The organism is Pseudomonas sp. Tul2A7 (assembly GCF_054790505.1).
In genome coordinates, this window is the sequence record NZ_CP186499.1 from 5,922,330 (window position 1) to 5,935,545 (window position 13,216).

Sequence of the window (13,216 nt, forward strand, 5' to 3'; positions counted from 1 at the left end):
TTAGGGTGTACGCCTCTTCTTGACTGATCGCATCCTACGCAAAATTTAGAAACGTCTGACTGCTGTAGATTTTGGATACATTCACAGTTCCCTGTCTCAAACAGACACGGGATATGCAAATGTCCAAGATCCATCCCGCCAACCTCGCTGCTGCCGCCGCGTCCAAAACCCCCATCGGTTCTCCCGGCGCCTGCCCATTGCGGCAAACCCATGTGCAACTGTTGCCCTTGGCTTATGGCCTGGTGGAACGACCGCACGACCCGGCCGCTGAATTGACGCTGCCCTATGCCTTGACCGCGCGGCCAATGGGCATTCGCCGGTTGCGTGATGGCTGGCTGTACATCATCGACAGCCTCGGTGGCGAGTTGTACGAATACCGCGTGCTCGACGGCATCGTCACCGCGTTGCTGCACCAAGGTAAAACCGTCACGGAAGATCAGCGTGCAGCGATCGAAGAGCGTCCGGCGTTGATCTTTTCGCGCAAGAGCACGCTGTACGTGACTTTTGCCGAGGTGCAGCTAAGCGCCGCCAAGTGCCGTCAGGTGCTGGATAGCACGGAGGAGCGCGAACACTTCATGCAGGCAGTCGATCTGGGGCCGGTCAATTGCCTGGTTGGCGGCGAGCATTTGTTGACCGTGGCGCAGGCAAAGCAGTGGCTCGCAGAAGTGGCGACTGGCGCTGAACCCATTACCGAAACCGATGCGACGCGAATGCCGGCGGTGCAGGTCAGCGATGCGCCGGAGCACGAGCGCGAGCCTTATTTGTGGGAGCAGCCACGACGCTTTCGCGAGGCGCACATCGGTGAATTTCTCGGTCGGGTGCGCGGGCCTTATCAGGACGACACGCTGTTTCTGCTGGTCAATGATGACTTGGGCGTGATGCGTGATCTGGCCGAGTATCAGGACACCGTGGTCGGCTGGGTCGAAGAGTGGAGCAACAGCGGCAACAACGAGCGCGATTATCTGCTGGCCAGTTACATCGAGTCCCTGAGCCAGCTCGGCAGCGCAGATTTCGACAGTCTGGCCAAGGCCAGTGACGATCCGCGGGCCAAGGCTTTTTATGCCGAACTGGAGCAACTGCCCGAGCCGGATCGGGAGAATACCCGCAAGGCGTTGCTTGAGTATTTGAACAAGGGCGGCAGGGTTGAGCCCGCTTCTGCGGAAGCAACGCCAGAGCTTTCGCAACTTCGCGAAAAGGCCCTCGACGATTCGCTGGCGCTGAACCGGTTTGACGGCGTCGCCCCGGATTTCACCGCGCATGGTCGCGTCACCGCCGAGGCGGATCGACGTTTTTATACGCGTGAGTATTTTGCTGAAGTCGCCCCGCGAGACTTTGTCGAGCAGCACCTTTCGACACTGGTCGACCTCGGCAAGGATCAGGACCGACGCATGCGCGACGTGCTCGACGGCCCGTTCCTCAGCGGTAAACGCGGGGTCAACGACCTGATCGACCGTCCGGCGATGGACGAAGTCCTCAACCGTCACCGCGATAACCTCGGCCGTTGGAACCGCCTGCTCGAACGCATCACCGTCGATCGTACGCAACTGCTGATCGCTGGGTGCTTTCACCGCGCGGCGTGGTACTACGACGCGCAAGTTTCGGCCCAACTCCATCAAGCGCTCAGCACCGAATACGCCTGCCTCAAGGACCTGTGCCGCAGCGACACGGCCAGCGAACAGATGCTCGGCTACCTGGAACAGCACCCGGAACTGACCCGAACCCTGTTCTACACCTTGCCACTGCGCCTGCAATTGGAGCAGAGCGGGCAATACTCAACGCTGTTCAACGCCGGCATGGCGATGTTCAACAACCTGCCGGACTGGCTGGCCAAACTGAAGAAGATCGAACAACCGCAACTGCCGGCCCTCGACGAATTGCCCGAACACACCCGCATCGTCGCGGCAGCCGTGCAGGACACCTACAGCCCCGCACTGAACCTGGGCCTCAACCGCGTACTGGAAGGCTTCGACCTGTCGGGCGAGAAAATCCCCGAGCTCGATGAACTGTTCCAGAGCCTGCCCAAAGGCCTGAAATTACGCCTGTTCGACGCGGCAAAAACCAGCGGCGTGACCTTCACCGTCGCCAGCCCGGCGGAACAGACCGCGTTGCAAGGCGCGATCAAGGAATTGCTGAGAGAACGCGAATACCTGAAGACCCTCAACCGCGAACGCAACCAGCTCACCCACAACAAGAATCGTCAGGGCCACAAAGCGGCACGGGCGGTGGAGTTGCAGGAAGAGATTGTGCGGGTTCGGGCGCAATTGACGCTGTTCGAAGGACGGTTGGCTGCGGCGTTGAGCCCGATCGAAGAACTACCGGATCGCTCGGCGCGCTTGTACGGCGCAACGCCTGCAAGAGCGGGGGTGACGGTGGTGTTTCCGCCGGCGCAACAGCGGGAATTAGGGAGTTTGTTGGGGAATATTCGGTTGGGCGTGAGCCGGGTATCCACGGGGAGCTTGGTGAAGACGGAGGGGATGGGATTGGTGGTGCTTTTGGTGCAGGTGGTGAATTTGGTTGGGGCTATTAAAGAACTGACCAAACAGGCTAAAAACAAACGGGTGTGGGCTCCACTATACGGTGCATTGGCGAGTACTGGGGCGGCGGGGTTCACGGCGGCTCAAAGTCTCGCTTACACAGCAATGGAAGCTCGTGGCACTGCGCTTATTGCTGCGCGTCAACCCGATGCCTTACAGCACGTGGATGTGCAAATGGGCAAGTTGCATATTGGGTTGGGCCTGTTCACCTATGGCTTGGGCCTGATTTCATCAACTATGAGTCTTAAGAATCAATATCTAAATCTGCAGCAGGCCATTCGCAGTGGTAATCATGCGGCACAAAGTGCGGCCGCGCTCGCCACACTGGGTGCGGGAGGAATGATGTCAGCCAATGCGTATGGTCTTGGGCAGACGTTGTACGCCGGCTATACCGTAATTTCCGCGCCAAACAGTGCCGCACGAACAGCAGCCTGGGCCGCTGCGGGTACACGACTTTCAAAAGTTTTTTTCCGCTTCAATCTGGCGGGAGCGCTGTTCACTGTTCTGGAGTTCAGTGGTACTTGGTTGTTCAACCGTTACAACATCAGTGCCCACGACAAATGGCTAAAAATCACGCCTTGGAGCCGGGACACGGAAATGCGCGGCGACCACTCCCTAAAGGACTATCAAAGCTATCTGGCATTCCTGATCCACGCGCCTTACGCACAACTTGGGCCAAATCCACACGACTCCTGGCTGAAAAACTTGCTGTTCAAAGCCAAGCCCAGCGATATCCATCTGGTGCTACCTAGATTGACATTGAGTGACCTCTTACCTCCCTTTGGCGGTAAATCGACGCACCGTCTAGGTATTGGCGCTCACCGTATTTCCATACCGATACAAAGCCGAGGAGTGCTACGAGAACGCAAAGATGTGATCAGCGATGACGTCGTCAGTAGCCTGCGAGTCGTTGAGTCCACTCAGGAGGGATTGGTGCTCTGCCTTCAGTATCCAGTGGATTCCGACTCTACGTTCTCTTCAGCGAAAGAAACGCTTGAATTGGCGGTTTGTATTCAGGCCCTGAATGCTAAAGGTGAATGGGTGTCGCGTACTCGCATACTCCATATAGATCCTCGCGGTGAGGGCCACTTTGCAGTGGTTGATCCCCAGCTGGTCAAGGGGAACCCACCCATGCTGCTCGTCGAAACCCAACATCTGGAGCAGGCCGAACATGCCGAATAAGCACGATCAACTATCAGATACGCCGCAGTTCGGACAGCCACGAAAGGCTGGAGACATTGAACCGTTTCCGAGCGGAAAAATTACCTATCTCGCTCCGCTCCCCTTACCAACTCCAATGCCGGCTTATGGACCACATATTGGGGATCTGAATGACGTGTTCATGGACTTCGGATTGGGATCTCCGCAGGTTTTTATGTGGCAAATGACGTTGGGGGGACCATTCAGCGTTGCGTTCTCGGCGGCGTTCCTTTTCCCGCTAATAGGCGGCTTCATGTTCTTTTTGTTCGGGATGGGTTGGGACGACGTTTCTCATGCCATAGAAGGGCTTTTCAATGAAGGCAAAGGGGTTTCATTCTTTGTGGGATGTTTAATGCTCCTTATCGGCCTCGGCGTCTGGCACCACAACCACAAAAAACGCGCCTCAATCATCCCAACCCGCTTCAACCGCCAACGCCGCGAAGTCTGCTTCATGCCCAAAGACGCCACCGAGCCCGTCTTCGTCCCCTGGGAATCACTCTCCGCCTGGATCATCGAAGCCCAAGGCGCGACCCAATACGGCATCCACCGCCAATACGGCATGGGCATCGGTTTCTACCAAGGCGAAACCCTCACCAGCCTCGAGTTCCAATGCGCCGGCCTGCCGCTCGCGATCAGCCACTGGGAGGCCATTCGCGGTTACATGGAATACGAAGTCAACGACCTCAAATCGATTCAGGACTTGCAAGACCTGCAAGGCCCCGACGATCCCCCCCACGAAGGCCTGCACACTTTCCGCAACGCCCGGGCGCGCATGCATCAGCAGATCCGCGAAGGCACCCGAACAAGGCTGTCGGGGTTCTTTTGGTACCTGTACCACGTCATGACCCTGTGGACGATCCCCAACCACCTCGTCGAATGGGAAGTGCGCCGCCTCGAAAGAATCGGCAAGCAAGCACTGCCCGACGTCATGCGCGAATGGTCAGAACCACTGCCGCAAGACCAATGGGCCAAACCGAGCGAAGAACTTCTGCGGTTGAGTGAGCAAGTGCGGCAAATGCAAAAACGTCAGCCGCACCGCCCGATCACGGAAATATTCGCCGAGGTGGGCGCGACTGGTCACGCGACAAAGCAAGGGGCGTGATTTGCCAGTAAACTCCCCTTCTTTTCGCCGCCATATTCGTCCTTGCGGCCCTTTGATCAAAATGCGGAGTCCACCTTGCGTCTGTTCCACACCTCCGACTGGCACCTTGGGCAAAACCTGCACGGCCAGGAGCGCGATTTCGAGCATGCGTGCTTCCTCGAGTGGCTGCTGCGCCAACTGCAACTGGCGCAGCCGGATGTGCTGCTGATTGCCGGGGACATCTTCGACACCGTCAATCCTCCGGTCAAAGCCCAGGAACGCCTCTACGACTTCATCGTCAGCGCCCATGAACAACAACCGTTACTGACCATTGTGATGATCGCCGGCAACCACGATTCCGGGTCGCGGATCGAACTGCCCGCGCCGTTGATGCGCCGTTTGCGCACGCACGCGTTGGGTCGGGTGTTGTGGCTGGACGACGGGCAATTGGATGCCGAACGCCTGCTGCTGCCGCTGCCCAATGCCCAAGGCGAGATCGCCGCGTGGTGTCTGGCGCTGCCGTTCCTGCGCCCGGCGGAGGTAACTGGCGCGCATCTGGGCGACAACTATTTGCGCGGCATCGGTCAGGTGCACGAATGGCTGATCGAAGCGGCCAACGCCAAGCGCAAACCCGGTCAGGCGCTGATCGCCATCAGCCACGCGCACATGGCTGGCGGCTCGGTTTCAGAGGATTCCGAGCGCAGCCTGATCATCGGTAACGCCGAAGCCCTGCCTGCCAGCCTGTTCGGGCCGAGCATCAGCTACGTTGCCCTCGGCCACCTGCACAAGCCGCAGAAGGTCAATGGTGAGGAGCGCATTCGCTACAGCGGTTCGCCGATCCCGTTGTCGTTCTCGGAGATCGGCTATCAGCACCAGATCCTCGACGTCACCCTCGACGGCGAAACCCTGATCAGCGTCGAGCCGAAACTGATCCCGCGCTCGGTCAATCTGCAACGCATCGGGCCGGCACCGCTGGCCGAGATTCTGCTGCAACTGGCGGACCTGCCGAACATCGACCTGCTCGCCGAAACCCAGCGTCAACCATGGCTCGAAGTGCGCGTAACCCTCGACGAGCCGCAGCCGGACCTGCGCCATCAGGTAGAAAGCGCCCTGCAGGGCAAAGCCGTACGCCTGGTGCGCATCGCCGCCGAATACGCTGGCAGTCGTGGTGCTGACGGTGTCGAAGACGGCGCCGCACTGATCGAACTCGACCAACTCACCCCGCAAGAACTGTTCAGCCGCGCCTGGCTCGACAACTACGGCAACGAGGTCGATGAGCAAACGCTGAAAGACTTCGCCGAACTGCTGCAGGACGTGCAACTGGAGGGCGAGCAGCCATGAAGATTCTCGCCATTCGTTTGAAGAACCTCGCCTCGCTGGCCGGGCCGTTCGAGATTGATTTCACCGCTGAACCGCTGGCCAGTGCCGGTTTGTTCGCGATTACCGGTCCGACCGGCGCCGGTAAAAGTACCCTGCTCGACGCCTTGTGCCTGGCGCTGTTCGGCGCCGTGCCGCGCCTGAACAACACTGGCCGTGACGCCAAAGTCCCGGATGCCGACGGTGAAATCGCCACTGGCGACCCGCGTACTCTGCTGCGTCGGGGCACCGGCGAAGGTTATGCCGAAGTGGATTTCGTCGGTGTCGATGGCCGGCGCTACCGGGCGCGCTGGGAAGCCAACCGCGCCCGCGAGAAGGCCGGCGGCAAGCTGCAAGCCAGTCGTCAAAGCCTGCGCGATATCGATCAGGATCAACTGCTCGCCAGCCAGAAAGGCGAATACAAAACTCAACTGGAAGCTGCGCTCGGCCTGAACTTCGAACAGTTCACCCGCGCCGTGCTGCTGGCACAAAGCGAGTTCAGTGCGTTCCTTAAAGCCGATGACAACGACCGCAGCGAACTGCTGGAAAAGCTCACCGACACCGCGCTGTACACCCGCCTCGGCCGCCGCGCCTTCGACAAGACCAAAGAGGCCCGCGAAGCGCACAAGCTGTTGCAGGATCAGGCCACCGGCGTCACGCCACTGGCACCCGAGGCCCGGGAAGAGCTGGATGAACGCTTCAATGCCGCACAACAGCAATTGAAACTGCAGCAGGCACAGCTCAAACAGCTTGAGCAGCAGCACGGCTGGCTCAAGGATTTGCGGGTTTTGCAGGACGCGCAGCAAGCGGCCGCCGAGCAACTGCACAGTGCGCAGCAGCAATCGGAAAGTCTGGCCGGCGAGCGGGTGAAACTGACGCGCCTGGAGCAGCTCGGCCCGCAGCGGCACCAGTTCGCGCGCAAAACCGAACTCGATGCCCTACTGATGCCACTGGCCGCGCAAATAGCCGCGCACACCCAACAACACGCCGAGCTGACTGAGCGCCAAACGCAACTGGAGCAAACTCTGGAAGCGGCGAAAGTCGCCCTGAGCGAAGCGCAGCAACGGCAAAGTGAAAACGCGCCGCTGTTGCGGCAGGCCTTTGAAGAGCAAAGCACCCTCGCCCGTCTGGCCAAGGATGTCGCGCAAAGTGCCGAAGCCAGCCTCACTGCGCAGCAGGCTTGCACCGAGGGCCAGAACGCCATTCAAGCCCTGCTGGAAAAACAGACTCAGGTCGCCGAGCGCCTGCAACGCATCGCCACCGAACTTGAGCAAAGCGCCCATCTGGCGCCGCTGAGCGATGCATGGAATGCCTACCGCGATCGCCTGCAACAGCTGATGCTGATCGGTAACCGCTTGAACAAGGGACAGGCGGAACTGGCGAGCCTCGAAGAAAACGCCACGCGCAGCGCCGCAGAGCTGACCTCGCAGAAACAGCAACTTGAAGTGCTGTTCAAAGAGGCCGGTGCCGAACCCGACGCCGTCGCCGAGCAGATCGGCATCCTCGGCACGCTGCTGCAGGACAACCGCAAACAACTGCGCGCCTTCGAAGACCTGTCGCGTCTGTGGGCCACGCAACAGGATCTCGACAAGCGCAGCAGCGAGCTGCAACAGCGTCAGCTCAGCGCCCAGCAGGAGCGCGAGCGCCTGACTCAGGACGGGGTAAAAACCAAAACCGATCTGACCGTCGCCGAGCAAACCCTCAACGTCACCCGCGAGCTGCTTGAGCGCCAGCGGTTAGCGCGCAGTGCCAGTGTCGAAGAGTTGCGCGCGCAGTTGCAGGACGATCAGCCGTGCCCGGTCTGTGGCAGCAACGAGCATCCGTATCATCAGCCTGAAGCGCTGCTGCAAAGCCTCGGTCGCCACGACGAAAGCGAGCAGGCTAACGCCCAGAAAGTCGTCGATCAGTTCAAGGAAAAGCTTATCGAGTTGCGTGCCGAAGTCGGTGGCGTGATTGCTCAGCAGAAAGAATTACTGCAACAGCAAGAACAACTGGCGACCCAGCAGCAAGTGTTAGCGCCAAGTCTCAACGCGCATCCACTGGCTGTGCAGTTGCTCAATCAGGACGCTGACAAACGCGATGCCTGGCTCGCCCGACAAAACGATCAGTTGACCCAGAGCATCACTCAGGACGAACAGCGCCAGAGCGCCCTGCTCACTTTGCAACAGGATGCCGCGCGCCTGACCCAGCAATTGCGCCAGACGGAAACGGCCCACCAGCAAGCCGCCCAACACCTGAGCAATCAACAGCACCAATTGAGCAGCGACCGTCAACGACTCGACGAAGAACTCAGCGCGTTCGGCAATCTGCTGCCAGCGGACACCCTTGAAGCCTTGCGCCAGGAGCCCGCAGCGACATTCATGCAGCTCGACCGGCAGATCGCCGAACGCCTGGCGCAGGTCGATCAGCAGAAAGAAGAACAGGCCGAGCAGCAACAACGCCAACAGACGCTGGAGAAAGAACAGGATCGCCAGCAGACCCGTGCACAGCAATTGCTCAGCGCCGAACAGCAATTCACAGCGCTGACCGAACAGCAGCACGCCTGCCAGCAGAAACTGGCGCAACTGCTCGGCGAACACAGCAGCGCCGAGCACTGGCAGCAGCAGCTCGAGCACGCTGTTGAACAGGCACGAAGCGCCGAAACCGGCACCGCACAGGAACTGCAAAACCTGCGCACGCAACTCGTGCAAATCGCTGCAGAACTCAATGCGCAGCAGGAGCGTTTGCAGGCACTGCAAAGCGAAGATCAGGATCTGGCTGGCAAGATTGCTGACTGGCGCGCCCGCCATCCTGAGCTGGATGACGGTGGCCTCGAAGACCTGTTGCGGGTCGACGACGCGCAAGTCGCCGAGCTGCGCCAGCGCTTGCAGCACAACGAAAAAGCCATCGAACAGGCCAAGGTGTTGTTGCAGGAGCGTGACCAGCGTCTGCTCGATCATCAGGCGCAGCACAACGGCAATCTTGATGCCGAACAACTGGCCAGCGCCCTCACAGATGTGCAGAACCAGTTCACCGTCAGCGAACAGCAGTGCGCCGAACTGCGTGCCGAACAGGTCGAAGACCAGCGCCGACAGAACGCCAATCAGGCACTGGCGCAGCAGATCGCCTCGGCGTATGCCGAGTATCAACGCTGGGCGCGACTGAGTGCCTTGATCGGCTCGGCCACTGGCGACACCTTCCGCAAGATTGCCCAGGCTTACAACCTCGACTTGTTGGTGCATCACGCCAACGTGCAACTGCGCCAACTGGTCAAACGCTATCGCCTCAAGCGCGGTGGCAGCATGCTCGGGCTGCTGGTGATGGACACCGAAATGGGTGATGAACTGCGTTCGGTGCACTCGTTATCGGGCGGCGAGACGTTCCTGGTGTCGCTGGCACTGGCATTGGGCCTGGCATCGATGGCGTCGAGCACGCTGAAGATCGAATCGCTGTTTATCGACGAAGGCTTTGGCAGCCTCGACCCGGAGTCGCTGCAACTGGCCATGGATGCGCTGGACGGTTTGCAGGCGCAGGGGCGCAAGGTCGCGGTGATTTCCCACGTGCAGGAAATGCACGAGCGGATCCCGGTGCAGATTCAGGTGCAGCGTCAGGGCAATGGCTTGAGCACACTGGAGGTGAAATGAACACGCTGTACTCCTTCCGCCGCTGCCCGTACGCGATGCGGGCGCGGATGGCGCTGCGTTACTCGGGTGTACCGGTGGACATCGTTGAGGTCAGCCTCAAGGCCAAGCCTGCCGCGATGCTGGCGATCTCGCCCAAGGGCACGGTGCCGGTGCTGGATGCGGATGGTCGAGTGATTGATGAGAGCCTGGAGATCATGCGCTGGGCGTTGGCGCAGAATGATCCGGGTGACTGGTTGCTTGAGGATGACGCGCGGATTGCCGAACTGATCGAAGCGAATGATCAGGTGTTCAAGGTGCATTTGAATCGCTACAAATACGCCGAGCGTTATCCCGAGCAGCCGATGGAGGTTTATCGGGCTGAGGGCGCCGTGCATTTGCAGAGGCTGGAAGCGTTGCTCAACGAACACGATTACCTGCTGGCCGATCATCCGAGCCTGGCGGATATCGCCCTGCTGCCGTTCGTTCGGCAGTTTGCCCATGTCGATCGCGAGTGGTTTGCGCAGACACCTTATGTTCGCTTACAGGCCTGGTTGCAGCGTTTCCTCGAATCCGAACTCTTCACCTCGATCATGAAGAAATAACCCTCACCTTCCTGATTGATGATCGTTCCCACGCTCTGCGTGGGAATGCCTCAAGGGACGCTCTGCGTTCCAATCGGACGCGGAGCGTCCGGGGCTGCATTCCCACGCGGAGCGTGGGAACGATCACTCGCGTCGTCTAAGCCAGCGCGTTGCACATGCCGAGGGCCATGCAATCTATCTCGAATGGCCCGAGAAAATCCGCCGAGACTTTGACCGGTGGATTGCCGGCCATCAGCCCCAGGGTATTCGCCCGTTCGATGTTGTGCGCGATGGTGTGATTGGCCTCTATGGCACGGGCCAATGCACCCACCGAGCCTTGGCCGATTCCCAGTAATGACGCGCCGTTGGTAAAGAACGCTAAACCGGCGATAACCCAAAGTCTGTAGCCTTTCATGCTCCGCCGACTCCCGCGAGTTCGGCCCGGTCGACCATCACGCTTTGCGAGCGGACTTCAAACTGGATGCCGGGATGGGCAACTTCAATCGGGGCGTCGAAGGTGTGTTCCATCTGCGAGGCGATGCTGACGACCAGCACCACGGCCAGGTACAGACCAATGGCCAGGTAGGCGCCGCGTTTGGCTGAGTGAAGGATTGCGCTGGCCATGGTGTTCTCCCGTGGGCATGTTTCGATGTCCACAGAATCAATCAAAAAAGCCGCGCTAACCACTCAGGGTTTGCCATAGTAAACATCAGCTTCGTTGATTATTTAGCCAGTCTATTTGCGTGCTTGAAGAAACCTATCATGCCGCGAAAAACACACGTGCAGGAGCTGCCGAAGGCTGCGATCTGATCGTTCCCATGCTCAGCGTGGGAATGCCTCTCGGGACGCTCTGCGTCCAGTGACGCGGAGCGTCACGGGCTGCGTTCCCACGCGGAGCGTGGGAACGATCCCAAGGGCAAGATCAAGACTGCAGCCTTCGGCAGCTCCTACAGGGGAGTTGTGTGCAGACTTTCAGTGTTGGGCTTTGTGATCCAAGGCGGCGTAGAAGTTGGCGCTCTGTTGCAGGTATTTCTGGGTGTAGCTCTGGGTGTGGGATTTTTTGCTGTTGATTTCGACGTTGGCGCTGGCTGGCAGCACGACAGTGGCGGAGATGGCGGAAGCGGCGATAACGGAGAAGAGATTGAAGTTCATGGCGGTAACCCTCGTGTTCGGTTGGCTTGCTTGCCCGGTTGGGCTGTGAAGCAAACTTAACGCTCGAGGGTTGATCGCTTGAAATGCTTTGTAGCATTACCGGATATCAGCGCGATTAATACAAAGAGACAGGCCCCGTAAACCGGGGCCTGTGGCTTATTGTCGCACTATGAATTTGAGGTCGCTGGGCGCGTCCATCGGCAGTTTCTGCACGGTTTTGCCAAGCAGACCGGTCTTGCCATCGCGCTCGACGACGACAATTTCGTTGCTCTTCTGGTTGGCGATCAGCAGGAATTTGCCACTCGGGTCGAGGCTGAACTCGCGCGGGTGATCACCGTCCACCGAACGTTTTTGCAGCTCTTTGAGCTGACCGGTGGCCGGATCGATCGCGAACACCACCAGTTGATTGGCGGTACCACGGTTGCTGACGTAGAGGAACTTGCCATCCGCCGAGGCATGCAGCGCCGCGCCGGCCTTGTCCGAGGTCGGCTGGCCGGCGGCCAGATCGACCAGTTGCGTCTGGGTCAGCACGCCATCGTGGTAATCGAACACCGCGACTTGCGCGCTCATTTCCATGGTCAGCCAGGCGTGTTTGCCGTCAGCGCTGAACAGCAGATGACGCGGACCGCTGCCGGCCGGCAAGGGCACTGCGGCGGTCATCGCCGGCGTCAGCGGCAAGTCCGGGTTGGCCTTCGGATCGAACAGGTAAACGAAGACTTTGTCCGCGCCCAGATCGTTGGAGAAGACGTAGCGGCCGTCAGGCGAAGAAACCGTCGAGTGCACGTGGTTGGAGGCCTGGCGCTCAGGATTGATCCGGCTCGCCGGATGCGCGCTCATCTGCACGACAGGTTTGAGTTTGCCGTCGGCACCGACCGGCAATACCGCCAGCGTTCCACCCGGATCTTCCATCACCGAATAGTTGCTGACGAACAAGTGGCTGGCATCACCACTGAGGCTCGAATGGGTCGGCTCGTTGCCCAGACTCTGCACTTGATTGATCAGGGTCAGCGTGTGGGTTTTCGGATCGATCGAATAGCTGCTGACGCGACCGACCGGGTCTTTCTGGCCCGGGCCGTTTTCGTTGACAACAAACAGGCGACGCTGGTCTTTGGACAGGGTCAGCCATGACGGGTTTTCGCTCTTGACCACCTGCAGCGGTTTGGCGGCGATCTGGCCAGTGGCGCTGTCGAAGTTCATTCGATAGAGGCCCTGGCTGGTGTTGGCGGTGTAGGAACCGACCAGCAGCTGGAAGTTCTCGGCGGATGCGCTGGAAAGCCCCATGGCACCGACGCTGCCGGCCATCAGCAGCGGCCAGAATTTACGCATTTTCATCAGTTTCGTCCTCATCATCGCTGCTGCTGACTACGTCACCATGGCAGACCAGGCGGTGTTCGCCGATCGCTCTGGTTTCATTGAAATAACCGACGATCAGCCAGCTTTGCAGTGAGTCATCAAACGTTGCCGCTGCAACCTGCGCCGGAGTGAATTCCCAATGCTTGGCCGCGCGGCCATCGATGCATTCGATGTGCAGGTTATCGTCTTCGTCGAGGGCGAATTCGAAGGCGTGCAGGCCATCGATTTCGACCATGCCGCAGTGTTCGAGGGCGTTGAGAAGGGTTTGGGCAGTCATGGCAAACAGTCTTTCTAGGGGGGAAAGGGCCAATGATAGCTCAATGTGATCCAGAGGCCTTATGGGAACCCTTGTGGGAG

At 59.5% G+C, this 13,216-nt stretch carries 10 protein-coding genes; 5 read left to right on the forward strand and 5 right to left on the reverse strand.

Going from position 1 to position 13,216, the window contains the following annotated elements:
* Positions 1-119 precede the first annotated feature (119 nt).
* From ACOYXJ_RS26330 to ACOYXJ_RS26350, 5 genes are all read left to right on the forward strand, one after another.
* Complete coding sequence (locus tag ACOYXJ_RS26330) at positions 120-3,716, forward strand: toxin VasX (RefSeq protein WP_460372438.1); 3,597 nt, start codon at positions 120-122, stop codon at positions 3,714-3,716.
* Positions 3,706-4,836 carry a hypothetical protein gene (locus tag ACOYXJ_RS26335; protein WP_460372439.1) on the forward strand — a complete coding sequence of 377 codons (1,131 nt, stop codon included), beginning with the start codon at positions 3,706-3,708 and terminating at the stop codon, positions 4,834-4,836. Before ACOYXJ_RS26330 ends, ACOYXJ_RS26335 begins: the two co-directional genes overlap by 11 nt.
* Before the next feature lie 75 nt (positions 4,837-4,911).
* A complete protein-coding gene (locus tag ACOYXJ_RS26340; protein WP_460372440.1) occupies positions 4,912-6,156 on the forward strand; it encodes an exonuclease SbcCD subunit D C-terminal domain-containing protein in 1,245 nt (414 codons plus the stop codon).
* Complete coding sequence (locus ACOYXJ_RS26345; RefSeq protein WP_460372441.1) at positions 6,153-9,794, forward strand: AAA family ATPase; 3,642 nt, start codon at positions 6,153-6,155, stop codon at positions 9,792-9,794. Before ACOYXJ_RS26340 ends, ACOYXJ_RS26345 begins: the two co-directional genes overlap by 4 nt.
* Positions 9,791-10,375 carry a glutathione S-transferase gene (locus tag ACOYXJ_RS26350; protein ID WP_460372442.1) on the forward strand — a complete coding sequence of 195 codons (585 nt, stop codon included), beginning with the start codon at positions 9,791-9,793 and terminating at the stop codon, positions 10,373-10,375. Before ACOYXJ_RS26345 ends, ACOYXJ_RS26350 begins: the two co-directional genes overlap by 4 nt.
* A gap of 136 nt (positions 10,376-10,511) precedes the next feature.
* Here ACOYXJ_RS26350 and ACOYXJ_RS26355 read toward each other — a convergent pair whose 3' ends face one another.
* From ACOYXJ_RS26355 to ACOYXJ_RS26375, 5 genes are all read right to left on the reverse strand, one after another.
* On the reverse strand, positions 10,512-10,769 hold the full coding sequence (locus ACOYXJ_RS26355) for a hypothetical protein (RefSeq protein ID WP_038368124.1): 258 nt from the start codon (positions 10,767-10,769) through the stop codon (positions 10,512-10,514).
* On the reverse strand, positions 10,766-10,978 hold the full coding sequence (locus ACOYXJ_RS26360) for a hypothetical protein (protein ID WP_095122900.1): 213 nt from the start codon (positions 10,976-10,978) through the stop codon (positions 10,766-10,768). The genes ACOYXJ_RS26355 and ACOYXJ_RS26360 overlap by 4 nt, the downstream gene beginning before the upstream one ends.
* Positions 10,979-11,326: 348 nt before the next feature.
* Complete coding sequence (locus ACOYXJ_RS26365; protein ID WP_007917967.1) at positions 11,327-11,506, reverse strand: hypothetical protein; 180 nt, start codon at positions 11,504-11,506, stop codon at positions 11,327-11,329.
* Between the two features lie 156 nt (positions 11,507-11,662).
* Positions 11,663-12,838 carry a lactonase family protein gene (locus ACOYXJ_RS26370; RefSeq protein WP_150751947.1) on the reverse strand — a complete coding sequence of 392 codons (1,176 nt, stop codon included), beginning with the start codon at positions 12,836-12,838 and terminating at the stop codon, positions 11,663-11,665.
* Complete coding sequence (locus tag ACOYXJ_RS26375; RefSeq protein WP_460372444.1) at positions 12,825-13,136, reverse strand: DUF5629 family protein; 312 nt, start codon at positions 13,134-13,136, stop codon at positions 12,825-12,827. Before ACOYXJ_RS26375 ends, ACOYXJ_RS26370 begins: the two co-directional genes overlap by 14 nt.
* Between the last annotated feature and the right edge of the window lie 80 nt (positions 13,137-13,216).

Coding starts and splice junctions, on each gene's coding strand:
- ACOYXJ_RS26350 (WP_460372442.1), top strand. CDS start 9,791: ATGAACACGCTGTACTCCTTCCGCCGCTGCCCGTACGCGATGCGGGCG.
- ACOYXJ_RS26375 (WP_460372444.1), bottom strand. CDS start 13,136: ATGACTGCCCAAACCCTTCTCAACGCCCTCGAACACTGCGGCATGGTC.
- ACOYXJ_RS26335 (WP_460372439.1), top strand. CDS start 3,706: ATGCCGAATAAGCACGATCAACTATCAGATACGCCGCAGTTCGGACAG.
- ACOYXJ_RS26330 (WP_460372438.1), top strand. CDS start 120: ATGTCCAAGATCCATCCCGCCAACCTCGCTGCTGCCGCCGCGTCCAAA.
- ACOYXJ_RS26360 (WP_095122900.1), bottom strand. CDS start 10,978: ATGGCCAGCGCAATCCTTCACTCAGCCAAACGCGGCGCCTACCTGGCC.
- ACOYXJ_RS26365 (WP_007917967.1), bottom strand. CDS start 11,506: ATGAACTTCAATCTCTTCTCCGTTATCGCCGCTTCCGCCATCTCCGCC.
- ACOYXJ_RS26370 (WP_150751947.1), bottom strand. CDS start 12,838: ATGAAAATGCGTAAATTCTGGCCGCTGCTGATGGCCGGCAGCGTCGGT.
- ACOYXJ_RS26355 (WP_038368124.1), bottom strand. CDS start 10,769: ATGAAAGGCTACAGACTTTGGGTTATCGCCGGTTTAGCGTTCTTTACC.
- ACOYXJ_RS26345 (WP_460372441.1), top strand. CDS start 6,153: ATGAAGATTCTCGCCATTCGTTTGAAGAACCTCGCCTCGCTGGCCGGG.